A 22,773-nucleotide genomic window follows, 5' to 3' on the forward strand; every position below is an offset into this window, starting at 1 on the left:
CCGCCAGCAGACCCTGGACTAGGCGTAGCCCTCTTCAAAGCCGCGGATATCGCCCGGCACGTCGATCCCGCCCTGTCCGCCCGCTACCACGATCGGTCCGCCGGCAAGGGCACACATTCTAACTCCGACCTATGCACCCTTGGTGCCGTGTTGATCACTCGCTTGGCTGTCTGCTGGCGAAGCGACACCTTCTGCGAACTCCGCGAAAACGACGCCAACGAGATTACCGATGCCGAGGGACTGCAGATCTGCACGAGCCGCTACAAGGTCGACAAGACCGCCATGGTGAACGTCCGCGCCCGTCGACGAGCCCATCCGCTGAAGACCCCAACAACGAGTTGGCGCGAGGAGGAGTGGCGAAGCGCTCCATCGCCACCCTACGAACCGGGTACCCCTTGACGTTCGTTAGGAATTCAACTGTCTGCGGGAGCTTAACCGGACCTGGTTCGATCGTCGCCCTTTGTGCGTGCGACGCCTGGACCCCGAGCCTTTACGTATGCGCTGGGTCCGGTGGAGCCAGAATGGACCGGGCGGGTGCCGGGCGCCGGTACCCTTGAGTGCATGTCTGCTGCCCCGGTTCGCGTTCGTTTCGCCCCGTCTCCGACTGGCATGTTCCATGTCGGCGGTGCGCGGTCCGCTCTCTACAACTGGGCGGTGGCGCGACAGTCCGGTGGCACGTTCGTCCTGCGGATAGAGGACACCGACGCGGCCCGGAACAAGCCGGAGTGGATCGACGGCATCATCAGCGCGCTCGCGGCGATCGGCATTCATGAGGCAGACCCCGCGTTCGAGGGGCCTTACTTCCAGTCGCACAACGCCGACCGACACAGGGAGGCCGCTCAGCAGCTCTTCGCGGGGGGCCAGGCGTACTACTGCGACTGCACCCGGGAGCAGCTGAGGGAGCGCACGGGGTCGGAGCATCTCGGGTACGACGGGTTCTGCCGGGATCGGGGGCTGCTCTTCGAGGAAGGCCGGGCGCTGCGGTTCCGGACGCCGGATGAGGGCTCGACGGTCGTGGTCGACCTGGTCCGCGGGGAGCCTGCGTTCCCGAACAGCGCGATCGAGGACTTCGTGATCGCGCGGGGTGACGGGTCCCCTGTGTTCCTGATCGCGAACGTGGTCGACGACCTGGACGAGGGCATCACGCAGGTCATCCGTGGTGAGGAGCATCTGTCGAACACGCCGAAGCAGCAGTTGCTGTGGGAGGCGCTCGGTGCCGAGCCGCCGGTGTGGGCGCACCTGCCGGTGATCGTGAACGAGAAGCGGCAGAAGCTGTCCAAGCGCCGTGACAAGGTCGCGCTGGAGGACTACCTCGCGGACGGCTTCCTGCCCGAGGCCATGACGAACTACCTGATGCTGCTGGGCTGGGGCCCGGGGGATGACCAGGAGATCCGGCCGTCCGAGGAGCTGGAGCGGCTCTTCCGGCTGGAGGACGTCAACACCGCGGCGGCCTTCTTCGACGTGAAGAAGCTGACGGCGTTCAACGGCGAGTACATCCGCGCCCTGGCACCGGAGCAGTTCGCCGCCGCGTGCGTGCCGTGGCTCGTGGCTCCGTACGCGCCGTGGCGGCCGGAGGCGTTCGACCGGAAAGTCTTCGAGGCAGCGGCGCCCCTGGCGCAGACTCGCCTGGCGCTGCTGTCGGAGATCACGAACTACGTGGACTTCCTGTTCCTCGATGAGCCGGTCCAGGATGAGGCGTCGTGGAACAAGGTGATGAAGGCCGGCGCCAACGACGTGCTGCGCGACGCCCGCGCCGAGATGGCCGCCGTCGCCGAGTGGCGGGCGGATGACCTGAAGGCTGTTCTGCTGGCCGTTGGTGAGAAGCACGGGCTGAAGCTGGGCAAGGCCCAGGCGCCCGTACGGGTCGCGGTCACCGGCCGGACGGTGGGACTTCCGCTGTTCGAGTCCATGGAGCTGCTCGGCCGGGAGCGCGTTCTGGCCCGGCTGGACGCCGCGGCCGAGAAGCTGGCCGCGCAGGCGTAGCCGGCCGTCCTGTCAGGCGACCTTTGCGAGGAGGTCGCCCCAGGCGTTGCCGAAGTAGTTCAGGTCGAACTGGGCCAGGGCCTCATACGCGGTCTTGTCCTCGGGTCGGGGCGCCGCCGCACGTTCCCGGATCTGTGCTGGCAGGCGGCCGAGGTCGGGGGCCGGCTGCCCCGTCAGCGCGGCGAGGTCGCCCAGCCCGGCCACCGGGCGGATCAGGCAGGGCAGGCCGAGCAGTAGGGCTTCGGCCGCGCAGCGGCTCCATCCCTCGCGCATCCAGGGAAGGAAGACGCCGACGTCGCAGGCGCGCAGCAGCCGCAGGTAGCGCTCGCGCTCCAGGTCGTAATGGGCGCCGTCGAAGCTGACGGTGTTGCTGCCGCTGGTGATCACCCGAAGCCCGGGGTCGCCGGCCAGTGTTGCCGCGACCTCCTCGGTGCCCTTCCAGTGCACGGCCTTGCCCGCGTAGACGGCGATCGTGTCCGGTGGCAGTCCGAACTCTGCTCGGCACTGCACCCGGTCGTAGCCGCGCGCCCGTTCCACCTCTGCCATGTCGAAGGCGTTGTAGATCACCCGCACATTGCGCACGCCTCGGGCGCGAAGGAATTCGGCCCAGTACGGGGCGACGCACACCACGGCGGCGCACTGGGGCAGGACCTGGAACAGCCGCTCCCAGAGCATGGCCTCGAATGGGGCAGAGTCGTGCTGTAGCGGTTCGTAGTGGTGCAGGAGGAGCACGGTGCGGGCTCGCATCGCCGGAGTGAAGAGAAGGAGGCTCAGGTCGTCCCAGACGAAGGAACCGGTCGTGCTGTGCAGGGCTCGGATGGTGGGAGCCAGGCGGGTGAGGTGGCGCAGCTTGCGCCAGCGGCGGGCGCGGTAGGTGCGCTTGTGGTCCGGCACCGTGCGCCACTCCACGTCGTCGGCCGTGACGTCGTGGAGCATGCGCAGGTAGGCCCGTCCGCCGGTTCGGCCGATCGGTTCCATCGAGTACACGATCCGTTTCATGGACGTACCTCCTGCTGGTGGCGGACGTATTCGTGGTGGAGCAGTGCGTGCGCGGTTGCTAGCTGCGGGCTCAGGGGCCGGGCAGCCTCGGCGAGCGGGAGGTGGAAGTCGGCCAGGTTCCGTATGAATTTCGACCTGCGCTCGCTGTTCGGTGAGGCTGCCAGGTCCCGGAGATTGTGGACGCGGTCGGCCAGACGTACCAGGAGATCCTCCGCGGGAAGGGCCGCTGTCTTCATGCGCCAGCGGATCTCGTCGCCGGGTTCCTTCGGGCGGCGTGCGAGCCGGTGGTCCGGCGTCATGGCGCGCAGGCGGGCGGCGAAGACTTCACCGAGCTGGTGGACGACGAGGGACTCCGAGCCGGGATCGACCTCCAAGGCGTCGTGCAGGAGACCGACGAGGAGCGTCTCGGGCAGTGTCACGCCGAGCTCGGAGCGGAGGATCGTTACGACGGCGAGTGGGTGATGGAGGTAGGGCGTTCCCTGGTCCCGGGTGTGGCCGGCGTAGATCGTGAGGGCCAGGCCGGCGGCGACGCGGGCGCGGGAGTGGCTCTGGAACGGCCATGCCCTGGCGCCGAGCGTCGCCAGGAGGTGGGCGAGATCGATGGAGGCCATCTCCGTCACCCTTCTCGTGTGCCCGGCCGGGCCGGTTCGCGGGGGTCAGGGACGTGGTCCGCTAGCAGGAGCGTGTCCCCGACGGCGAGGGCGTCGAGTCCGAGGTCGGCTGCGGCGGGTACGGCCTGCTCGGCGGTGCGCAGGATGGGGGTGCCCTTCCGGTTGAAGGAGGTGTTCAGCAGGAGCGGTAGGCCCGTGCGCTGGTGGAAGTGCTCCAGGAGTTCGCGCAGGCCGCGGTGGTCAGCGGCGACGGTCTGGACGCGCGCGGTCCCGTCGTGGTGGGTCACCGCGGCCACGCGTTCGGCTTGGCCGGGCCGGACGCGGGCGACGCGGTTCATGAACGGATCGCCTTCCGTCTCGAACCAGTCCGCCGTGTGCTCTGCAAGCACGGCGGGCGCGAAGGGGCGGTAGGCGGCGCGCTTCTTGATCGCGTTGAGCCGGTCCCGGGTTCGTGCGTGGCCGGGGTGGACGAGGACCGAGCGGTGTCCGAGGGCGCGTGGTCCGAATTCGAGCTGGCCCTGTACCCAGCCGACGATGCTGCCCTGCGCGAGGAGCGCGGCCACGGTCGGGGCGAGGCCCTCGCCGAGGTGGGGCAGGAGGTGGTAGCCGGAAGGTACGGCTCCCCTCGGCAGCGGGCCCGGCTCCGGGCCCCAGGCCGCGTCGGTCGGCACCGGAAGGCGTTCCTGCCCGAGCTGGTAGTGCCAGCCGTACAGGGCGGCGCCGACGGCGGTGCCCGCGTCGTGTGGTGCGGGCGCCACGTGGAGGGTGTCGAAGCCGGTGTCGGCGGCCAGGTGGCCGTTGAGGTGGGAGTTAAGGGCGCATCCGCCGGAGAACACCAACGTGGCGGCCCCGGTGAGCCGTTGCAGGTGGCGGGCGATGTGGACGACGGATCCGGAGAAGACCTGCTGGACGGCGGCTGCCAGGTCGGCACGTTCGCGTTCTGGTTGTTGCGCGACGTTGCCGGTTGTCCAGGCTCGGCCGTCGAGCAGCAGTGGCGTGGTGCTGTCTGCTGAGCCCCATGGATCGGTGATGCGGATGTCGCCGTCGTCACCGAGATGGACGAGTTCGCGAACCTGCGCTTCGTAACGCTGGGGGTCGCCGAAGGCAGCGAGAGCCATCATGCTGCCCTCGGGTTCGTCCCCGGGTGGGATCACCCGTCGGGCGAGGTTCCGGTAGAAGTGTCCGAGGGAGGAGTGGACGCGCCGTGGACCGAGAGGACCGGGGAGGACGGTCGGCATGCTCTGGTGGAGGCGGTCGATGCTGTCGGGGTGCAGGTCGTAGCCCGTGATGCGTTCGCGGCCCGGTCCGAAGTCGGAGCCGAGGGAGGAGCCGCCGGCGTCGATGACCAGGCCCGCCGCGTGGTCGTGCCCGGAGAGCAGGTAGCCGGAGAGTACGTGGGCCGTGTGGTGGGACAGGAGGCGGAGGCGTTCGCCGAGCGGGGTGGGCAGGAGGGTGGCGAGTTCGTGTCGTTCCGGGGCCAGCCACCAGCCGGCTGCGGGGGTGGGGCGCATGGATGCCGCCCAGACGGCGTCCACGTCCTGAGGTTCGATGCTGGCCGCCTCCAGGCACCACTGGAGTGCATGGGTAGGGGCGGTGAGTGTGCCCTTGCGGGTGGGGTGGTTGTGCTTGATGCCGCTCCAGCGTTCCTCCTCAGCCGCGTAGAGGTGGCCGTCGACGATCAGGGCGGCGGCGGTGTCGTGGTGGAAGTTCAGTCCGAGGACCGCGGGCATGGTCGGTTACCTCCGGTCTCGGGTTCAGGCGGTGAGGGCAGGGGTGGGGACGGCACCGGACCCCGAGTCGGTGTACTCGTGGCAGCGCAGGCAGAAGCGGAAGTGGTGGCTGCGCGGGGCGAACACCTTGGCGGCGAAGTCCTCGTCCCAGATGGTGAACTCGCTGTCGTCCTTGGCCATCGCGTTGAAGCAGCGATAGCAGGATCCGTCCATCTCGATCATCAGGTGCTGGTCGAGGTAGCGGTCGCAGATCCCGCGCAGTTCGTTGGCCGGCTGGCCGACGTCGACGTGGTGCACGTGGTTGGTGACGTGGATCGCGCCGTGCCTGTCGCACAGGTCCGCGAGCTGTACCAGGCGGGGGGAGGTGATGCCTTCCAGGACGCTGTTGACGACCACGGTCTTTCCCGCTGCGCGGAGGCGGGGGACGACGGTGTGCACCTCGTCGTAGTTCCCGTGTTCGTCGTCGCAGCCGATGAGGATCTGGTCGTACGAGCGGAGGGCCGCCTCCATGATCTTCGCGTTGCGAGCCAGGGTGATGGCGTTCGTGCCCAGGACCATGACCTTGTCCGGCAGGCGGGTCCGTGCTGCCTCGCTCAGCCATGGGAAGTCCCGGTGCACGGTGGGCTCGCCGCCGTTGATGTGCAGCTGCTGGAAGGGGATCTCTTCCAGCCGGGTCAGGATGGTGGAGAACAGGTCCAGGGACATGTTCTCGCCCTGGGCGCCGTCGGCGAAGATGCAGAAGTCGCAGGACCGGTTGCACTTTGTGGTGATCTTGATCTTCGCGGTCTTGAGGGTGCGGGGAATGGATGGGCGCAGGTGCATACCGGGCTCCTTGCGTGTCAGGGGTTGAGGTCGCTGAGTGTGAGGCTGAGGAAGTCCTGCACTGTGGACTTGTGCTGGTGCCATCGGAGGAGGGTGGTGCGCAGCGATTCCGTGGTGGTCGGCCCGGTGGGTATCAGCTCCGCCATCCGAGCGGTCAGTCGTCTGGCGGGAGCGGATGCGTGCTCCGCGAAGGCGTTCAAACCCTGCGCGGCGGATCGGAGTTCTTTCGCCTCGCGCCGGATCAGGTATTCGGTCGTGACGCCGGGCGGTGGATCGAGGTAGTACAGCCAGCGAGCGACACGTACTCGGAGCATCCCGGCGGCCATCGCACAGGCGGTGCGAGTGGTTGCTGCGTCGAGGTCGGCTGGCCGGCCTGCGCTGGGAACGAGGCGCATGGCGGCCTCAAGGGCGATATGGGCCTCGCGGAGCAGGTGGCGCGGGCTTCGAGGCCACGCGCTGGGTCCTTCCTCGTTGTGTCGGAGGAATACTTCGGCGTACCGGTCCAGCCCGTCTGGGCGCCATTGGGTGAGTGCGGCTGTCTTTCCGGGGCATCGGGTACGGGTCGCGAGCGAGGCGGCGGCGAACCAGCAAGGGGCAGCGTAGTGCCAGGCCACGCAGTGGCGCCGGTACGCCTTGATGTCCGCGACCACGTTGTCCGCGCTGTCCTCAGCGAGCTGGTACCAGCCGCCGAGACGGGCCTGGAGGATTCCCCGGTAGAAGCGCTCGTCGACATCGCACCAGGGCGCCATCTGGGCCCGGGACTTCCAGCGCTGAAAGTCCCGGACGCTCCCGCTGATCAGCGACCAGGTGGCAACTTCAGGCGCGGAGACGAGACGGTCGTCCACCTCGGCCACGGTGAACGCGAAGCCGGGCGGGTGCTCCAGGAGCCGTCGGTTGGACACCTCCCGGGCAACCGCTGTGGTGTGTGCGGCGGCCAGGCGGTGGTTCCACTCCTCCCAGTCCGCAGGGGCAGCGGGCAGGAGGACGCGAACGTCGATGTCGGAGTGGGGGGCCAGGAGGTCGGCCGGCTGCCACTTGTGGGTGAGCATCACCGCGCCGACGCCGTGGGCCTCCAACTGGTGCTCGTAGAGCTTTCCGAGCTCCGTGTAGGAAATGGGCGGCGCGTCGGTCACGGCCATCACCGTTCTCCTGTGGCGGTGCGTGTGCAGGAGGGCGGGGCTGTGTCCGGGGCCAGGATGGGGAGCAGGGGCAGGACGGGGGTGCCTTCGGGGCGCTCCATGCGGTCCCAGCGCAGGTCGTAGTCGACGTAGTGGAAGCCCTGCCATGCCTCGTTCCTGTCGCGTTCCAGCATGGCCTGGAAGAGGTGGGCGAAGGCGTCGTGGAGGGTGCCGTCGGCGAGGTGGGGCTTCAGGGGGATGTCGCGGTTGTGGAGGATGCAGGGGCGGGCCACGCCTGTGGGGGTGATCTTGATCCGGTTGGCGTCCGAGCAGGTGGCGCAGCTGGAGTTGGAGATGAAGCCGATCGAGCCTGCCCAGCCTGCTGGGCTCAGGTACCGGCCGGGGCTGCGGACCCCGAGCTGCCCTCGTGACACCTCACCGGCGTTCGCGAACCATTGGTCGAGACGCCCGCGCACCTCTGCCTCGCTGATGAACTCGGTGTCGAAGAGTGCCCGAGCTGGTCCGATGTTCTGGAGCTCGATCAGGCGTACGGCGATCGGTAGCTCTCTCGCCAGCTCGGCCACGGCGAAGGCGTCGTCCAGGTAGCTGCGCTGGAGAACGCAATTGATCTTCACGCGCAGGCCGAGGGAGAGCGCGGTGTCCACCGTTGCGCGGGCCGTGCGGGGATCCCCACCGCCCATGATCGTGGCGGACCTGGTGGGGTCGAGGCTGTGGAGGCTGATGTTGAGGTAGGTGAGACCCGCGCGTTGGAGCTTTTCGACGGTCAGTCCGCGGCGCAGGTTGCCGTGGCTGGTCATGCCGATCGCTGCGTCGGGTCCCAGACCGTCCGCGAGACCCGCGATCACGTCGAGGATGTCCGCCCGAAGGGTCGGTTCGCCGCCGGAGCAGTGTGCCTTCCTGACCTGCCAGGCTCCGGCCTCGGCGGCGATGTGCGCGTAGTCGGATGCGGTCAGCGGGCGGTCCTTGTGCCCGTAGTCCGGCATGCAGCGGGGCTTGCAGAACACGCAGTCGAGGTTGCACAGGGAGTTCAGAGTGAAGGCCAGGTAGGGGTGGTTGCGGCCGGTCGCGGCGAAAGCGGTGGCGAGGTCGCGGTGCTGAGTGGCGGGCATCGGGTCAGCCTCCTGTGAGGGGCGAACGGGTAGCGGGCACCTCGGCGATTCCGCGGAGCTGCCGGCCGGCGAGGTAGCGGTGCAGGTTCTCGGCGAAGAACGCGACGGCGCTGTCCATGTACGTGAGGCAGAGCGTCGAGCTCTTCGGCGTGAGTACGACCCGGGGGTGCAGCCGCAGCGGGTGGCCTGCGGGCAGGGGCCTTGGCTCGAAGACATCCAGTGCGGCGCCGCGAAGGTGGCCGACGTTGAGGGAGCTCAGGAGCGCTTGCTGGTCGACGGTTGCCGCACGGCCGAGGTTGAGGAAGAGGGATCCGGGCTTGCAGGCCGCGAAGAGCTCGTGATCGAAGTAGCGGTCCGTGGCCTGGGTGGCGGGCAGCAGGTCGACCACCACGTCGGCGATGGCGACCGCTTGGTGCACTGCCGAGCCAGGCATCCATGTGATCCCATCGCCGGCAGCCACGGGAGGGGTGCGGCGTACCCCGATCACGTCCATGCCGAAGGCGTGGGCGATACGGGCGAGGTGGCTCCCGATGCTGCCGCAGCCGACGATGGTCATCGTCGCGCCGGCCAGGTCGAAGAACTCTTCAGCGAGGTCGTCCTTCCACCAGGTCCGGTCCCGCTGGAGGCGCTGGCTGGTGAACAGTCCGCGTGAGAAGCCCAGGACCAGGCCCATGGCATGCTCGGCCATGGGCCCGCCGTGGAAGCCGTACGAACGGGTCAAAGCCACTCCCGCGGCGTGAGCTTCGGCGACGGGGAGGTGATCGGTGCCGGCGGCCGGGGAGGCGATCCAGCGCAGATTCGGTGCGTTGGCCAGCCAGGAGGGTTCGAACCTCCAGCCGAAGTAGACGTCGGCGTTGACCAGCCGGTGCGGCACGTCGTCCTCTGTCGAGGTGTGGAACCGTACGTCGGGGAAGGCGGCCTTGAGGGAGCGCTCGTGTTCAGCAGACAGCTGCCAGAAGGAGTGCGGGGACTCCAGGCTGATCAGCACCAGTTGCCGCTTCATCGGGGCCTGCTCCCTGCTGTGGGCGAAGGCGCCAGAGCCCACGGCGCGACGCGGTCGATGGCGGAAGCGATGCTGGCCTCGTAGTCGTGGCGTGAGCGCACGAGAATCGTCCCGGCGTTCAGAAGGCGGTCGCGTTCCCGGGGGAGGACAGTCAGGGCGCGGTGAAGGGCGGAGGCCAGAGACTTGGGATCCCGCGGTTCCGCGGTGAATCCTGTCTCGCCCTCGACGACGGTCTGGGCCAGTCCGCCCGCGGTGGTCGCGACGACCGGGCCCGCGCCCGCCGCGAATGCCTCCAGCGGGATCCGGCCGAAGGGCTCCTGGCGCGAGGGAACCACGACCGCACGCAGGGCCGGGCTGTGCAGCCAGGCGCGGATGGCAGGGGTGAAACGGGTGATCAGCGTCGTGTCGAGTCCGTAGGCGTGGATGCGGGTGCCCAGGTTCTCCTGGTACGCGGTGGACTGCTCGTCGTCGTCCGAGGCCACGGCCGCCAGGATCAGGTGCGGAACGCCCGGGCCGCGTGCCTTGAGAAGGTGCAGCGCCTCCAGGAGGTCCTCGAATCCCTTGGAAGGCACGGCCCGCCCCATGGCCAGGAGGAAGCCGGCCCGGGCTGCGAAGGGGAGCGGCGGCGTGATCGTCGGCCTGGCCATCTCCTCCTTGATCAGCCCGTTCGGAATGCTCACGACGCTCGCCCGCGGCACAGAAGAGGTCTTGACGAGGTGATCTCGCATGTGGGTGGAGATGGCGCCGATCCACCCGCCCCTGGCCGTCGCCGCGCGCAGGCAGTCCCTCTCCCATTGGACTCGCGATGGTTCCCCGGGCCAGGTCAGCGCCGCTGTTGAGCGGGGAACGAGCAGCAGATGCATGGTCGGAGACGCGTAGGGGCCAAGCCCGAGGAAGGGGACGTCGAGGCCGATGAGGAGGCAGCGGCTGGCGCGGTCTGCGATGCGCACGGCTGCCTCGCCCACCAGGTCGCACAGCTGCACGGAGCCGTGCACCGAGTCCAGTGGCGCGCGGATCGCGGGGATCGAGATGACCTCGGCCCGCGCCTTCTGAAGGGTCTGTCCGACCTCGTTCGTCCAGCGCTGATCGTGAGCATCAGCCGCCTCGGGAACAAGAGGGGCGATCACTGAAAGGCTGCCCGCCGGCAGTGTGCGGGTGAGGGCTGTGAGGAAGGAGCGGTTGCTGAATCCGGTGCCCGAGCGGGCACCGTGCAAGCCTTCGTGAAGGGCGACGACGACCCGCGGTCGGCGAGCCGCTTCCGGCACGCCCGCGGGCGGGTGCGGCGGAGTCGCATGGTGGACACGCACTGTGCCTCCTTCGAGAGGGCGCTGGGCGTGGGTATCAGCGAGTGCCGGCGGGCGAGGGTTCAGTCCCGCGGGTGAGCAGGCACCAGGCGCGGGTGCCGTGGGTGCTGGCCGTCAGCGACCAGGCGTCTGCGAGTGCCTCCACGATGACCAGTCCTCGTCCCGACTCGGCCTCCTCCTCTGGAATCGGCACGGCGGGACGAGCGGGTATTGGCGCCAGAGGAGCAACGGGGAGCAGACAGCCGCCGTCGGTGACGGTGATCTCGACTTCCATGCCGCCGGCAAGCGAACATCTGCGGTCGACGCACAGGACCAGGGGTGGGCTGCCCGAGACGAACGCGTTCGTGGCGAGTTCCGATCCGATCAGGCGGGCGTCGTCGAGCAGGTCCGTCTCCGCGGCGCCATGTAGCGCCACTGTGACGGCACCCCGAGCGACCTCGGCCGCTCCCGGTCCGTAGGGGAGATCAGTGATCAGCGTGGTGGTGATGCCGCCGCCATCCGCATGCCGGTGTACCGGTACGGAGGTCGTTCGCTCCCTGTCGCGCTCCAGCACGTTGGCCGGACGGTCTCGGGAGGTGCTCGTGTGGTGTCTCATGGCCCACCTCCTTCTCCGATGACGTCGAAGTGGCGCCTTCTGCCGGAACCCAAGAACACCGGAGGAGCACGGCCTCGCAGGACCCCATCAGTGGGTCAACTCGGTCAACTTCCTTGCGACGGAGGTGATCAGGCCCCACGGGGCATCACCATGAGAGCGGCGAGGACATCGGACGAGCCACGGGAAGTGGAGGTGGTCGCACATGGCACAGGCAGGGGGACCCAACGCTGTGCTGGCGGGGTGCCTCGACGAACTCGGGTGGAGCCCCAAGGCACTCGCTCGAAAGCTCAACAGGGTGTTCGGAGCGGGGACCGTGGCCGAATCGGCGCCCTACCACTGGCGGGACGCCGGGTCATTACCGCGCTCGCCGCTGCCGGCCATGGCCGCGTACGTGCTCTCCCAGGAACTGGGTAGACCGATCCCGGTGGCGGAACTGTGGCAGGGCCGCGCGGGCGATTCCCCGGCACTGGTCCCGGCGGACTCCGATCTCGCCTGGCCCTGGACCGTGCAGGGCATGGAGGCGATCGTGGAGGACTGGGTGCGGGGAGGGCTCGTCGACCGGCGCCGCTTCCTCGCGATCTCGGGTGCCGGGCTCCTCGCGATCGTTTCCCAGTACCTCGACGGAACGGCGGGGCGCGGCCAGTACGCGCCTGGGATGACGCCGACCGGCGCTGACCCGCTCGTGGACCAGGTCGAGCAGCACCTGCCCATGCTCCAGATGCTCGATGACGAACACGGAGGGGCGCGACACCTCCCCTACGTAGGTGCCCAGTTCCGCGCGGTGGGGCTGCTCATCCACGAAGGCGGTCACCCGCCGGCCGTGGTGAGCAGGCTGATCCGCGCTCTCGCGGAGATCGGGCAGCTCGCCGGCTGGATGGCCTTCGACGCTGCCGACCACGGCTTGGCACAGCGCTACTTCGCCACGGCACTACGGGCCGCGCACCAGGTCAACGACCTACCGCTGTGCGCGCACATCCTGGGCGACCTGTCCTTCCAAGCAGCCAGCCGGGGACACCCGGCGGACGCCGTCGCGCTCGGCGAAGCAGCCCGGCGCGCGAGCGACGCCGCACCTCCCGCCGTCCGGGCATCAGTCCTGTCCCGTCTCGCCTACGCGTACGCCACGGCGGGCCGGGACAACGACTTCGCCCACGCACGGGGTTCCGCCCGTGAACTGATCTCGGCCCGGGACGACGGCCGGGCAGAACCCCGCTGGATGTACTTCCTCACCGACAACCACCTCGACTGCCAAGCCGGTTACGGACTCGTCCAGATGGGCCGCGCGCAGCAGAGAGCTGGCAGCAACACGAAGGGCCGCCGCCTCCTTGCGCAGGGGACCGAAGCGCTCCGGTCCGGTGCCTACGATGTTCCACGCGGCGACCCCAGCCAGCGCAGGGCCATGTTCGAGGGCGCCTGGCTGGCACTCGGCCACAGCGCCCACGGAGACCTGGAGGCGGCCTGCGAGGTCGGCAAGATCGCCGCGGACCGCCTCGACGTCGTGCGCTCCCCACGCAGCGCGGCCCTGCTCCACCAACTCGCTGCCGACCTCCGCCGCCGCCAGCGCAACCCCCACGTACGCACCTTCCTGCCCACCCTGGAAGACGCACTCGCCCGGTACGCCCCGTCGGCGCCACCTGGCCGTTAGGGTCGGGATCGTGACCTCAGGAGAGCGCGTTGTCGTTGCGGGGGCCGGGGTGACTGGGCTCACCACCGCCGTTGTCCTCGCCGAGGCCGGGACACCCGTGCATGTGATCGCCGAGCAGATCCCGGGCGTCACCTCGCTCGCGGCCGGGGCGATGTGGGGCCCGTACCTGGTCGAGCCGAAGGACAAGGTCGACCAGTGGGGGCGGCGGTCCTTGGAGGTCTTTCGAACGTTGTCAGAGGACCCGACCACGGGCGTGCGGCTCACCCGCGGCATCGAGGCATCCCGCACGGCTGAGAGCCCACCGGACTGGGCGACCACCCTGCCGGGCTTCCGGTCATGCGAACCGGCCGAACTCCCGGCCGGCTTCACCGCGGGCTACCGGTTCACGGTGCCGCTGATCGACATGCCGGTCTACCTGGACCACCTCCTGCGCCGGCTCGGCGACGCCGGAGGAACGGTCGAACAGCGGCGCCTTGCCTCGCTCGCCGATGTCGGCCCTGCCGTGGCCATCGTGAACTGCACTGGTCTCGGCTCCGGAACCCTCCTTCCGGATCCTGAAATCCGGCCGATCCGCGGCCAGCACGTCGTCGTCGACAACCCAGGCCTGACGGAGTTCTTCTCGGAGGACACCGGCTCCTCACCGGACCTCCTGTGCATCTACCCGCACGAAGAGAGTGTCGTTCTCGGTGGCACGGCCATCGACGGCGAGGGTGATTTGGCGCCCGACGACAAGGCGGCGGCGGGCATTCTCGCCCGGTGTGTGGAGGTCGAGCCGCGGCTGGCGCAGGCCCGCATTCTCGACCACCGCATCGGTGCCCGACCGACCCGCGCCACCGTCCGGGTGGAGCGAGAGCGCTGGGAGAACGGCACCACCGTCGTACACAACTACGGACACGGGGGCGCCGGTGTCACGTTGTCGTGGGGGTGCGCCGACGAGGCCCAGGGACTCCTACAGTTCTGACGTCTGGCTTCTCGGGACTTCGCCGGTTCTGACTCAGGGGGTTCCCGCACGCCTGTAGCCGGCCCAGAGTCGGCCGCCGACCTGCGCAAGCTGCTCGTCCACGACGGTTACGAGGGGCTCTTTCTGCCCCTCCAGTACTGCACGGATGCCGTGGTGCAGACGCAGGGTGAGCTCTGGTGCCGTGGTCTCAAGGCGACGTGCCAGCCACTTCCCGCCTCCACCCCAGGCGCCACCGGCAGCGAGTGCCAACTCGCCCGTTCGTCGCGCCAGCTCCGTGGCAATGAACAGCAGCTCACCCTGGTCAGCGCATCCCGAAAGGTCGTCGAGGAGGTCGGTGATGCTGTAGCGGAAGTCCTCGATCTCTTCGGGGGATACCGCTGGCGGTCCGGCGGCCGTCAGCCTGCTGGCTTCTGCTGCGATGCGTGCGCCGAGTCCGTCGGAGTCGAAGAGCAGGAGCCCGTCGGCACACATCCAGAGCAGAGGTGACCGGCGCTTTTGAACCTCTCGTGCTACATAGGCGTGCCACGTCGTCTCGGTGTGCACGAACATCTCCACGGGCCAGTCCTCGTGCCGGAAACTCCAGCGGTACGGGGCCGGGTTGCCGTGGAGCAGCACCACGATGTCGAGGTCGGATGTCGGCGTGCGGCGGTCGGTTATGACGCTGCCGCCCAGGAACGCCGCCCGAGCGTCCGGATGATGTTCGCGTACCACAACACGTGCCGCATTGACTGCCTCCATGGAGCGAGTATCCGAGCCATGCACGCGGGACGCACGAGGATTTCGTCCTCCACGCAGGCCCCATCGGTTCCGATGTGAGCGCGGCCGAGCCGAGCTCGGCCCGTGTGGCTGGATGGCAGGTGTTACCGATGTGGCCGGCGGATCGCGGGGACCTTCGGGCTGGGTGGGTGCGGCGTGACGTTTCCGGTGTGTTGAGAGGCCCAGCGGGGTTGAGGACGTGCGGGTGTCTCGGCCTGTGCGGGTAGATCCGCGAGGCGGCGTAGACGCCAGACGAGGACGTCACTGATGGATTCGGCGGTGTTCAGTTCGCGCTGGGTGATGGCTTCGTGTAGCAGTGCCTGTGGGTTGTGGCCGGCCTGGTGGGCGTGCGTGATGGTGGCGGCCAGGGCGGGCCAGCCCGGTTCGCTGAGTACCTGCTCGGCGATCTGTGGTGCGGTGGTTGTTGGGCGGCTGCGGCTTGTTGGGCGTGGTGGTGCTGGGCGTGCCAGTGTGCGGTGGCGAGGGCGAGGAAGAAGAGCGTGTCGATCAGCATGGCGGTGGTGGCGCCGTCTTCGCCTCGGCCGGATGCCGGGCCGCTGTGGATCAGGTCTCGAGCTGCGCGTCGTAGCTGCTGGCTGTGGCGGAACTCTTCGCGGGCGTGGGAGCGCGAGGCCCGTTCGAAGGCCCAGGCTGCTTCGCGTAGCTGTTGCCGGGTGTGGAGGGCCGAGGTCTTGGCGAGGGCGTCGAGGACCTCGCCGGTGGCGGCGATCTGCGCTGCGGCGGCACCGTCGTCGCCGCGGTTGATGACGAGCAGGGCCTTCCAGGCTGCGTGGGTGGCCCCGCGGCGTGCGCGGGACGGTGCGAGCCGTTGCGGGGAATGGTCCTGCGGACCGTCTGCGCTGTCCGGCGCTGTCACGACCCCAGGCGCGTCGAATCGGTTCCTGATGCGGGGTAGGGAGAGGTCGGGGGCGAGGGTCGAGCCTGAGTAGAAGACTGGCTTGCCGTTCTTGTTGCGGTCGCCGGGCATCGCGACGGTGTAGCCGCGTAGGTCACCGGAGGGCAGCACTCTGGTGCGGACTAGGAGCCCGGCGGCCTTGAGCCGGTCGAAGAACTCGGTCTCGGTGGCGGTGCCGGCCAGCGCCTGGCGTACGGTCTCGCGCAGCTTTTCCCGTACGGTGCGCTGCTTGCCCTGGCGTTCGGCCTTGTGGCGTTCGGCGCTGGTGGGGCGCTTGGCGGCAGTGCCGTCGCCCTCGTTGAGGCGGCGGAGCCCGAACTCCTTCTCGATCTTGCGGCATTCGGCTTGGGCGCGGGTGCCGTCCTTGTGGTGACGGGGGCGGGTGCGGTCGGCACGGACGAGGGTGGCGACGATATGGATGTGGTCGGGGGCGTGGCGGACGGCGATCCAGCGGCAGGCTTCGTCGTCGCCGTTCGGGGCGATGCCGGTGGCGTTCAGTACGCGGCGGGCGACGGTGCCCCATTCCTCGTCCGACAGGATCCGGTCGCCAGGAGCCGTACGGACGGGGCAGTGCCACACGTGCTTCTTCGGCGCTTTGTCGCCGAGGGCGTCGGCCCACAGGTCGAGGTCGGCGGCTAGTTCGCTGAAGGTGGCGGTCGGGTCGCGGCCGGGGTCGGGCAAGTGGGGGTCGTACGCGGCGACGAGGTGGGGGTCTACGTGGGCCTCTATGTCGCTGGTTCGGTAGAGGTAGCGGATGAGGCCGATGGTGCGGGAGCCGCGGGAGACGTCGGGGACCAGGTCTCAGCTCACCAGCTTCCGGGCGGCGGCGCGGATCTCGGTGGCAGCGCCGGCGACCGCGTCGGCGGCGCGGGCGATGTGGAGCGCGTCGCCGCCGGAGTTGAGGATCTTGGCGATCTGGTTGAGGTTGGTGCCGGCGCGCACCAGCTGGATGCGGGCGGCTTCGAGGCGGTTGAGCGCGTCGTCGTGGTCAAGGCGGGGGCGGCCATGAAGTTCGGCGTGGACGGCCTGGGCGATGAAGCGGGCCTTTGAGATGCCCTTGGTGTCGGCGGCCTTCTGGATCTCCGAGGCTTCAGCGGCGCTGGCGCGGAAGGTCTGGCGTTCGGAGCGCTGCTTGGGCTGGCGGGTGCGGCGGCGGCCTCCCCTCCTGGTCGTAGCTTGCGGCTCCCACCGCTGTTCGTGGCCGCCCTCGGCCCCGACCTCTGGCCCCGGCGCCTCCTGGTGCCGGGCCTCCTCCGCCACCCCCGGGGCGGAGGCAAGCGCACTGGACCGACCCTTGGACGGTCCAGTGCTACAGCTTGCTCGCCCCGAGACCGAGGTGGAGTTCGACTCACAGGGCGTCGGGGTGGGGTTCGTCATCGGGTGCCGTTCCTCGTGATGCATATGCGGTGCTGGATTTCGGTTCCTCATCGGGTTTTCCTCGGCGTCCGAGGCAGGTGTGCGAGCCCGGGGTCGGTGTGGAGGTGGGCCTGGAGGTGGCTGAACAGCTCGTTGCTGACCTTGATGCCGTGTTCGCGCAGGTGCGGGCGGATGGCCCGGCGGGTCATACGCCCTTCCGCGAGGGCAGCCGCACGGGCGACCTCGATCGCCTCCTGCGGGATGCCGTCGTGGTCCGGTTGGCCCGCATGGTCCGGAGCAGGAGTGGTCTGCTGGTCCGGAGCCTGAATGCCGTGGTCCGCAGAGACGGATGCGCCTACCTTTCCGGTGGTCCGCGTGGCGTGGTTCGCGACCCGTGGTTGGTTTTGGACCGGTACGTGGTCCGCAGGCGCCCCCTGGTCCTGGGGCAGGGGTTGGGGTACATCGGCTGGTCCGCCGGCCTGTTCGGCCCGCTTGTGGTCTGCCAGGTGCGAGGGGGCGATAGCCGCTTGGCCTGCAGCGTTGCTGGTCCGCTGCTGGAGACCGGCCTTCTGCGGACCAGGACCAGCAGCTTGGTCCGCAGGCTGATCAGCGTGGCCCGGGGCGGGTTCGGTCCGCTGGGCCGGAGCCTCAAAGGTGTGGTCTGCCGGTGCGGGCCCTCTCTTATGGTCTGTGGTCCGCAGCCGGTCCTGCGCACCCATCTCGCCCCAAATGCTGGTCCGGACCTGACCCTCTGGACCAGCCTGGTCCGCTGGTCCGGAGGGGCTGTCGACCCAGGGCGGCTGGTCTCTGGTGGTTCGCTTGTCGAGCAGGGCCTTGTCGGCGTCCGGGGTGCGAGGGCTGGCGGAGACTGTGGTCCCGAGCGGTGCAGCGGTCTCGGCAGGGAACGCGGTCTGGTCCGTGTTGACCGTGGCGCCGAGGTGGACGGCAAGGGCGGCAGCGAGGGGTGGCACGGCGGACACTGCGATCACGAGGATGGGCCCCGTGGTGAGGTGCCCAGTCGATACGAGGTGCCCGACCGCATTGAGGAGAACGGATACCCCCACGGTGATGAGTGTCAGGACGCGACCCAGGCTTTGGCTGGCGCCTGCCGCGAGCCAGGCGAGGCCGGCGACCAGCGCCAGGACGTCGACGCTGACGGGAAGGGACCATGCGAGCCCGGGGCCCCAGCCCACGGAGCGACCGAGGGAGGCCAGGGTGTCGGCGCTTGCGGCCATAGCCACGGTGGCGACCAGGGCGGCACCCGCGACGATCATGATGCGCTGGGCCTTGGTGGCACCCATCCGCAGGGGCCTTCCGACGGGATGGTCTGCGGGCAGGAATACTCCTTGGCTCCGTCCGCCAGGGACTGGTGGGCTGTGCTGTGAGGTGGGGTGTGTCATGCGGCTTGCTGCTGGTTCGGCTGGGCAGCGGCGAGGTCGACGCGCGAGGGGTGGGGAGTGGCGCGGACGGCGTTGCTTCGGGTGGTGCCGTCGGGGCCCAGGCGTCGTTGGCGGCACGGTTCGCCCGCGCGGGCGTGGCACCACACGCAGTCGACGCTGAGCGTGTCCGGGCGCCCGCCGGCGACGGTGGCTTCGCGTGCGGCACGGGTCGGTCGGTAGCGGGCAAGCTCGGCTCGTACCGCCGGCGGAACGCAGGACTCGATGGCTCGTGGGCTGCCCTCGACGTCCGGGCGTGGGTCACCGCGGCCGATCTGCCGGAACACCGCGGGGGCGGTCTGTCCGGTGGCGACGGCCTGCCGGGTACCGAGCAGTTCGGCCCGCCAGGCGGCCGGGTCGTCGGGGTCAGCGGCCGGTGTGGGGTCGGTGTGCCGGTCGAGGCGGTTGCGTCGGTAGGTGCGCCATGTGCGGGCGACGTCCACGGGCAGGATCGGGTACGGGGAGTCGAGGATGTGGGCCCGTATCGCCGCGCGGACGTCCCAGCCGTGGGTGGTGGCGAGGGGCACGTCGTGGAGCAGGTCGTGCCACTGGGCGATCTGGTCACGGGCCTCGCCCGCCTCGGCGCGGATGGTGCGGGGGTCGAGGCGGCCGATGTAGGCGAGGATGGCGGCGATCTCGAGTCGGTCCAAGGGCGGTTACTCCGTTCCGGTCAGTTCGTCGAGGGCTGCGAGCAAGGCGGCGGTGTGGGCCTGGGCGCGGGTCATGCCCGCTGCGGGGGTGGGGGAGCCGCCGGGCAGGGCGTAGAGGTTCGTGCGGCTGGGTATGGGGGTGTGCTCGCGGGCGATCCATGCGCGCCAGTCGGCGGTCCACGCGGCGGCGGTGCGGGGCGCCCACGCTGCCCGGTACGAGCGCCACTTATCGTCGGCCGATTGCAGGGCGTGTTCGCCGAGCCGGTCGAGGTGGCCCTGGTGCTGCAGCCAGGCCCGGGTGTCGTCGTCGATCTGCCACTCGGTGGCGGGGATGAGCTGGGCAGAGCTGCGGCTCTTACCGTTCACCTTTGGTTCACTACTGTTCTGGGGGTCGGAATCCGTGCCCCCGACGGGTCGGAATCCGTACCCTCCCGGGGTCGAAATCCGTTCCCCAGGGCTGAATTCCGGCCTCCCTTCGACGAGGACAGCAGGGTCGGATTCCGACCCTTCAGGGGTCGCATTCCGATCCCCCGGGAGGGCCGGTTCCTGGTCCCCCCCGGCGACCTGTTCGGCGAGGAACCGGGCGGCGGCCGGGAGGTGGTAGTACGTCTCTCCCTGAGGCCCCTTACGGTCGGCGATCTGAGCGAGCTCGCCGTCGGCGATCAGCTTGGCCAGGGCGTCACGTACGGCTGTACGGGAGGCGTTCGCCCTTCTCATGAGGGTGGGCACGGACGCGTACGCGATGCAGCGCCCGTCGCGGCACCGGTCGGCGATCAGGGCGAGCACCATGCGGGCGGTCCCCTTGCTGCGGCTGTGGTCCCACACCCACTCGCGGGCGTCGTGGCTCATGGGCGGCGGCTCCTAGATCAGGGCGGGGAGGTTTGGTGAGCCCTCGTGTGGCGGTGTGCGGCGGAACATGGTCCCCGGAGCCGGTGTCCGGGGCGCATAGCCAAGACAGCCACACCGATGCCGCACACGTCCAGCATTCAGCCGGGGAATCAGATAGCTGTCGGCGAACGCGTCCTGCGCGGCAATGCCAAAACCATAGGACCGGATCCCCGGTTGCCGAAATCAGCCGCCCATCAGGCGGAGCCAGAAGGGTCACGACGGGAAACCGTTGACCCCCGGCCGCGACGCAAGCTACAACACAACACCCCACGTCAGAACACCTCATCCGGCTGACGCAGCCGCCCCCCCCACCGGATGCCCCGAGCGCAGCTCGGAGGGACCTCCCGCTCATGTGGCGGGCGCAATATAGACGACGATCCCCGGTTATCGAAATCGGGGAGTGCAAGCTACAAGTGGAGTCATGGCAGCACGATCCCTGGAAATAGGTCCGGCCGGAATGCGGACCGCTCGCGCCCTCGAAATCCTCCGCACCGAGCGCGGCCTCGCCCAGCGCGAGCTCGCCGCCCGTGTCACCGCTCTCGGCCGTCCGATGTCCAACACAATGCTGTCCCGCATCGAGCGCGCCCAGCGCCGCTGCGACATCGACGGCCTCGTCGCTCTCGCCCGGGCCCTCCGTGTCTCACCCCTGGACCTTCTCCACGGGGTTCAAGCCGCCCAGGCCCGTGTGTCTCCGGCCCGGATCGCTGCCCCGAAACCGGTGCTCCCCGAGTAAAGGACGTATCGCCCTTGCGCCGCCCCGCAATACCCCCTGCCCACACCCACCCCCGCTCCCAGCGCACAGTCAAGGAGGTGATCGTGAATGGCTGACCGCCTCCTGACCGTGTCCGAGGCCGGCGAATTGCTAGGCACTGGCGAACGCTTCGTCCGCCGCCTGATCGCCGAGCGCCGCATCCGCTACGTCAAGCTCGGCCACCCGGTCCGGATCCCCGAGAGCGCGGTCGCCGAGTACGTCGAGGCACGCACCGTCGAGCCGGTCCGCCGCAGCCGTGCCCGCTACGGGAAGGCGGTCTGATGGCGGGACGCAAGCCGCAGCGGCGGCGCGAGTTCGGCACGGTGCGCAAGCTCGCCTCCGGCCGGTGGCAGGCCCGCTACATCGGCCCCGACGGCGAGCGGTACAGCGCACCGGAGACGTTCGAGACCAGGTCCGACGCCCAGGACTGGCTCAACCTCACCCGCGCCGACATCGAGCGCAACCACTGGCGTGACCCGGACGCCGGTGCGGTCAACTTCGAGAAGTACGCACTGCGTTGGGTGGAGGAGCGCGGCTTGGCCCCGACCACACTCGACCGCTACGACGGTCTGCTGCGCCTGCACATCCTGCCGGTCTTCGGCGGCAAGGACCTGGACGAGATCTCTCCGCCCGCTGTCCGTACGTGGCGAGCCGAACGCCTGAAGGCGACCGGTGCCACCACGGTCGCCAAGTCGTACCGGCTGCTGAAGGCCGTCCTTCAGACGGCCGTCGACGACGACATCCTGCGCACCAACCCGTGCCGCATCAAGGGTGCCGGCAAGGAGGAGGCCGACGAACGCCCCATCGCCACGGTCGAGCGGGTCTTCGACCTCGCCGAGGCCATGGGCCCCCGCTGGCGCCTCATGGTCCTGCTCGGCGCTTTCGCCTCACTCCGCCCTGAGGAGCTGGCCGAACTGCGCCGTCACAGTGTCGATGTCGACGAGTGCTCCCTGCGGATCACGCAGGCGTCCCCGGAGCTGACGAACGGCAGACGGGTCACCGGTGATCCCAAGTCGCGGGCGGGTAAGCGCAGCGTCTACCTGCCCGACTTCCTGCAGCCGGAGCTTCGTCGGCACCTGCAGTGGTTCGCCGAGAAGGAACCGGACGGGCTCCTCTTCGTCGGCGAGAAGGGGGCACCGTTCCGCCGTTCGACCTTTGGACGCAAGTGGCGCAAGGCCAGGAAGAAGGCCGGGATGCCGGAGAACTTCCGCTTCTACGACCTCCGCCGCACCGGCAACACCCTGGCCGCCGACACCGGCGCCAAGCTGAAAGACCTCATGGTCCGCGCCGGCCAGTCCTCCGAGCGTGCCCAGCTGATCTACCAGCACTCGACTACGAAGCATCAGCGGAGGCTGGCGCAGGGGATCGACGCCGAAGTACGGCAGCAGCTGCGAGAGCCGGCCGCCGAGCAGCGTCGGGGCGCGGAGGCATGACCATCCCCGGAGTTCGGCCCCGGCCGGCAGGGGGGCGCGGGTCACCGTGGAGGCCACCCTGTGTCTGTAAGTTCTCGGGACCTCACGCCGGGAAAACCCCGGCCCGGGAAGTGGATAGGACGCTTGGATCCGTCGGCAAGGCGTTCCGTCACCCGCCCCTGCTCCGACGGGCTACCCCTGGTGCATCACCGGGCCGTCACAAAACGTACGACAGGCCCGTCCTCGGAATTCGATGCCGTGACCTCGAACGTACGATCCGGGAACGCTTCTCGCAGACAGTGGCGCCATGAAACGCAGATCTGTTCTGCGAGGGCGGCGGCACCGGCCTCCGAGGCGGCATCCTCGGGAATGTCGACGTACAGCCACAACCGGAACTGGTTCAACGTGGCTTCAATGGCTCTGCTGTCGCCCTGCAATCGTTCGTGCCAGTCTCGAAAGTTTCCCGGATCGTACACTCGGTCCCACAGCACGCAGCCTTCCACCTCTACGAACCGCGGCATGAAAACTCGCGCGAAGGCAGCCCATGCGCCCAGACTCACATTCTGTGCGAGGTAATCCAGGTAGTCGGTCGTGTCGCTGGCGGCTTGCGTCCACTCACTGGGTTCCGGGATGCTCGTGGGGTCCATTGGCGCTCTCTTCGGCCCGATCTCAAGGGCGGTCGGGGAAGAAACATGAGTGAACGGGGACGG

Annotated in this window: 22 protein-coding genes and 2 pseudogenes; 7 read left to right on the plus strand and 17 right to left on the minus strand. The window is 69.4% G+C overall.

The genetic code is table 11. The features are described 5' to 3' along the window. The first annotated feature begins 147 nt into the window (after positions 1–147). Both Sm713_RS29295 and gltX read left to right on the plus strand, forming a co-directional pair. A complete protein-coding gene (locus Sm713_RS29295; RefSeq protein WP_212913014.1) occupies positions 148–399 on the plus strand; it encodes a hypothetical protein in 252 nt (83 codons plus the stop codon). 210 nt (positions 400–609) lie between these two features. Further along, the gene (gene gltX / locus Sm713_RS29300; RefSeq protein WP_249416768.1) at positions 610–1,983 is read left to right on the plus strand and encodes a glutamate--tRNA ligase; all 1,374 of its coding nucleotides are present in this window, start codon (positions 610–612) and stop codon (positions 1,981–1,983) included. A gap of 12 nt (positions 1,984–1,995) precedes the next feature. Here the strand turns inward: gltX and Sm713_RS29305 are convergent, their stop codons facing one another. The 9 genes from Sm713_RS29305 to Sm713_RS29345 form a co-directional block, all read right to left on the minus strand. Continuing rightward, on the minus strand, positions 1,996–2,982 hold the full coding sequence (locus tag Sm713_RS29305) for a glycosyltransferase (RefSeq protein WP_212913016.1): 987 nt from the start codon (positions 2,980–2,982) through the stop codon (positions 1,996–1,998). Then, on the minus strand, positions 2,979–3,593 hold the full coding sequence (locus tag Sm713_RS29310) for an HD domain-containing protein (protein ID WP_212913017.1): 615 nt from the start codon (positions 3,591–3,593) through the stop codon (positions 2,979–2,981). The genes Sm713_RS29305 and Sm713_RS29310 overlap by 4 nt, the downstream gene beginning before the upstream one ends. A gap of 5 nt (positions 3,594–3,598) precedes the next feature. Next, a complete protein-coding gene (locus Sm713_RS29315) occupies positions 3,599–5,323 on the minus strand; it encodes a carbamoyltransferase C-terminal domain-containing protein (RefSeq protein ID WP_212913018.1) in 1,725 nt (574 codons plus the stop codon). Between the two features lie 24 nt (positions 5,324–5,347). Beyond that, positions 5,348–6,145: a radical SAM protein gene (locus Sm713_RS29320; protein WP_212913019.1), complete on the minus strand. Its 798-nt coding sequence runs from the start codon at positions 6,143–6,145 to the stop codon at positions 5,348–5,350. 17 nt (positions 6,146–6,162) lie between these two features. Next, positions 6,163–7,284, minus strand: coding sequence for a hypothetical protein (locus Sm713_RS29325; protein ID WP_212913020.1), 1,122 nt, complete (start codon positions 7,282–7,284; stop codon positions 6,163–6,165). Continuing rightward, on the minus strand, positions 7,284–8,393 hold the full coding sequence (locus Sm713_RS29330) for a radical SAM protein (RefSeq protein WP_212913021.1): 1,110 nt from the start codon (positions 8,391–8,393) through the stop codon (positions 7,284–7,286). Before Sm713_RS29330 ends, Sm713_RS29325 begins: the two co-directional genes overlap by 1 nt. A gap of 4 nt (positions 8,394–8,397) precedes the next feature. Further along, positions 8,398–9,396 carry a D-2-hydroxyacid dehydrogenase gene (locus Sm713_RS29335; RefSeq protein WP_212913022.1) on the minus strand — a complete coding sequence of 333 codons (999 nt, stop codon included), beginning with the start codon at positions 9,394–9,396 and terminating at the stop codon, positions 8,398–8,400. Then, positions 9,393–10,523 carry a glycosyltransferase family 4 protein gene (locus tag Sm713_RS29340; protein WP_249416769.1) on the minus strand — a complete coding sequence of 377 codons (1,131 nt, stop codon included), beginning with the start codon at positions 10,521–10,523 and terminating at the stop codon, positions 9,393–9,395. The genes Sm713_RS29335 and Sm713_RS29340 overlap by 4 nt, the downstream gene beginning before the upstream one ends. A gap of 214 nt (positions 10,524–10,737) precedes the next feature. Next, positions 10,738–11,295 carry an ATP-binding protein gene (locus tag Sm713_RS29345; protein WP_212913024.1) on the minus strand — a complete coding sequence of 186 codons (558 nt, stop codon included), beginning with the start codon at positions 11,293–11,295 and terminating at the stop codon, positions 10,738–10,740. A gap of 202 nt (positions 11,296–11,497) precedes the next feature. Here Sm713_RS29345 and Sm713_RS29350 point away from each other — a divergent pair, with 202 nt between their 5' ends. Both Sm713_RS29350 and Sm713_RS29355 read left to right on the plus strand, forming a co-directional pair. After that, positions 11,498–12,937, plus strand: coding sequence for a carph-isopro domain-containing protein (locus tag Sm713_RS29350; RefSeq protein ID WP_212913025.1), 1,440 nt, complete (start codon positions 11,498–11,500; stop codon positions 12,935–12,937). Positions 12,938–12,947: 10 nt separating this feature from the next. Beyond that, a complete protein-coding gene (locus Sm713_RS29355; protein ID WP_212913026.1) occupies positions 12,948–13,898 on the plus strand; it encodes an FAD-dependent oxidoreductase in 951 nt (316 codons plus the stop codon). A 33-nt stretch (positions 13,899–13,931) separates the two neighbouring features. Here Sm713_RS29355 and Sm713_RS29360 read toward each other — a convergent pair whose 3' ends face one another. The 7 genes and pseudogenes from Sm713_RS29360 to Sm713_RS29385 all read right to left on the minus strand — a co-directional run bounded on the left by Sm713_RS29360 (position 13,932) and on the right by Sm713_RS29385 (position 19,861). After that, positions 13,932–14,636: a nucleotidyltransferase domain-containing protein gene (locus Sm713_RS29360; RefSeq protein WP_212913027.1), complete on the minus strand. Its 705-nt coding sequence runs from the start codon at positions 14,634–14,636 to the stop codon at positions 13,932–13,934. Positions 14,637–14,758: 122 nt separating this feature from the next. After that, positions 14,759–16,368 (minus strand): annotated as a pseudogene (locus tag Sm713_RS29365) (relaxase/mobilization nuclease domain-containing protein). 3 nt (positions 16,369–16,371) lie between these two features. Next, positions 16,372–16,830, minus strand: a complete 459-nt coding sequence (gene mobC, locus Sm713_RS29370; RefSeq protein WP_212913028.1) for a plasmid mobilization relaxosome protein MobC — start codon at positions 16,828–16,830, stop codon at positions 16,372–16,374. Positions 16,831–16,994: 164 nt separating this feature from the next. Next, positions 16,995–17,135 carry a hypothetical protein gene (locus tag Sm713_RS40795; protein ID WP_249416770.1) on the minus strand — a complete coding sequence of 47 codons (141 nt, stop codon included), beginning with the start codon at positions 17,133–17,135 and terminating at the stop codon, positions 16,995–16,997. 738 nt (positions 17,136–17,873) lie between these two features. Beyond that, positions 17,874–18,326: pseudogene (locus tag Sm713_RS41775) on the minus strand (DUF2637 domain-containing protein); the annotation flags it as partial. After that, positions 18,323–19,012 carry a hypothetical protein gene (locus tag Sm713_RS29380; protein ID WP_212913030.1) on the minus strand — a complete coding sequence of 230 codons (690 nt, stop codon included), beginning with the start codon at positions 19,010–19,012 and terminating at the stop codon, positions 18,323–18,325. The pseudogene Sm713_RS41775 and the gene Sm713_RS29380, both read right to left, overlap by 4 nt. Before the next feature lie 6 nt (positions 19,013–19,018). After that, the gene (locus tag Sm713_RS29385; RefSeq protein ID WP_212913031.1) at positions 19,019–19,861 is read right to left on the minus strand and encodes a helix-turn-helix domain-containing protein; all 843 of its coding nucleotides are present in this window, start codon (positions 19,859–19,861) and stop codon (positions 19,019–19,021) included. A gap of 460 nt (positions 19,862–20,321) precedes the next feature. Between Sm713_RS29385 and Sm713_RS29390 the strand changes: the two genes are divergently transcribed. The 3 genes from Sm713_RS29390 (at position 20,322) to Sm713_RS29400 (ending at position 22,084) form a co-directional block, all read left to right on the plus strand. After that, the gene (locus Sm713_RS29390; RefSeq protein ID WP_212913032.1) at positions 20,322–20,633 is read left to right on the plus strand and encodes a helix-turn-helix domain-containing protein; all 312 of its coding nucleotides are present in this window, start codon (positions 20,322–20,324) and stop codon (positions 20,631–20,633) included. 87 nt (positions 20,634–20,720) lie between these two features. Next, positions 20,721–20,933 (plus strand): helix-turn-helix domain-containing protein, encoded by a 213-nt coding sequence (locus Sm713_RS29395; protein WP_212913033.1) that lies wholly within the window; start codon positions 20,721–20,723, stop codon positions 20,931–20,933. After that, positions 20,933–22,084 (plus strand): site-specific integrase, encoded by a 1,152-nt coding sequence (locus tag Sm713_RS29400; RefSeq protein ID WP_212913034.1) that lies wholly within the window; start codon positions 20,933–20,935, stop codon positions 22,082–22,084. Before Sm713_RS29395 ends, Sm713_RS29400 begins: the two co-directional genes overlap by 1 nt. A gap of 185 nt (positions 22,085–22,269) precedes the next feature. Here the strand turns inward: Sm713_RS29400 and Sm713_RS29405 are convergent, their stop codons facing one another. After that, positions 22,270–22,710, minus strand: coding sequence for a hypothetical protein (locus Sm713_RS29405; protein ID WP_212913035.1), 441 nt, complete (start codon positions 22,708–22,710; stop codon positions 22,270–22,272). Positions 22,711–22,773 lie beyond the last annotated feature (63 nt).

The sequence above is a fragment of the Streptomyces sp. TS71-3 genome, from assembly GCF_018327685.1.
Classification (GTDB): Bacteria; Actinomycetota; Actinomycetes; order Streptomycetales; family Streptomycetaceae; genus Streptomyces.

Bases quoted from the DNA above. Each gene is read 5' to 3' on its own strand.
- Sm713_RS29350 (WP_212913025.1), top strand. From the start codon at position 11,498: ATGGCACAGGCAGGGGGACCCAACGCTGTGCTGGCGGGGTGCCTCGAC.
- Sm713_RS29385 (WP_212913031.1), bottom strand. From the start codon at position 19,861: ATGAGCCACGACGCCCGCGAGTGGGTGTGGGACCACAGCCGCAGCAAG.
- Sm713_RS29320 (WP_212913019.1), bottom strand. From the start codon at position 6,145: ATGCACCTGCGCCCATCCATTCCCCGCACCCTCAAGACCGCGAAGATC.
- Sm713_RS40795 (WP_249416770.1), bottom strand. From the start codon at position 17,135: ATGACCCGCCGGGCCATCCGCCCGCACCTGCGCGAACACGGCATCAAG.
- gltX (WP_249416768.1), top strand. From the start codon at position 610: ATGTTCCATGTCGGCGGTGCGCGGTCCGCTCTCTACAACTGGGCGGTG.
- Sm713_RS29330 (WP_212913021.1), bottom strand. From the start codon at position 8,393: ATGCCCGCCACTCAGCACCGCGACCTCGCCACCGCTTTCGCCGCGACC.
- Sm713_RS29360 (WP_212913027.1), bottom strand. From the start codon at position 14,636: ATGGAGGCAGTCAATGCGGCACGTGTTGTGGTACGCGAACATCATCCG.
- Sm713_RS29310 (WP_212913017.1), bottom strand. From the start codon at position 3,593: ATGGCCTCCATCGATCTCGCCCACCTCCTGGCGACGCTCGGCGCCAGG.
- Sm713_RS29405 (WP_212913035.1), bottom strand. From the start codon at position 22,710: ATGGACCCCACGAGCATCCCGGAACCCAGTGAGTGGACGCAAGCCGCC.
- Sm713_RS29395 (WP_212913033.1), top strand. From the start codon at position 20,721: ATGGCTGACCGCCTCCTGACCGTGTCCGAGGCCGGCGAATTGCTAGGC.
- Sm713_RS29400 (WP_212913034.1), top strand. From the start codon at position 20,933: ATGGCGGGACGCAAGCCGCAGCGGCGGCGCGAGTTCGGCACGGTGCGC.
- Sm713_RS29335 (WP_212913022.1), bottom strand. From the start codon at position 9,396: ATGAAGCGGCAACTGGTGCTGATCAGCCTGGAGTCCCCGCACTCCTTC.
- Sm713_RS29390 (WP_212913032.1), top strand. From the start codon at position 20,322: ATGGCAGCACGATCCCTGGAAATAGGTCCGGCCGGAATGCGGACCGCT.
- Sm713_RS29305 (WP_212913016.1), bottom strand. From the start codon at position 2,982: ATGAAACGGATCGTGTACTCGATGGAACCGATCGGCCGAACCGGCGGA.
- Sm713_RS29315 (WP_212913018.1), bottom strand. From the start codon at position 5,323: ATGCCCGCGGTCCTCGGACTGAACTTCCACCACGACACCGCCGCCGCC.
- Sm713_RS29325 (WP_212913020.1), bottom strand. From the start codon at position 7,284: ATGGCCGTGACCGACGCGCCGCCCATTTCCTACACGGAGCTCGGAAAG.
- Sm713_RS29345 (WP_212913024.1), bottom strand. From the start codon at position 11,295: ATGAGACACCACACGAGCACCTCCCGAGACCGTCCGGCCAACGTGCTG.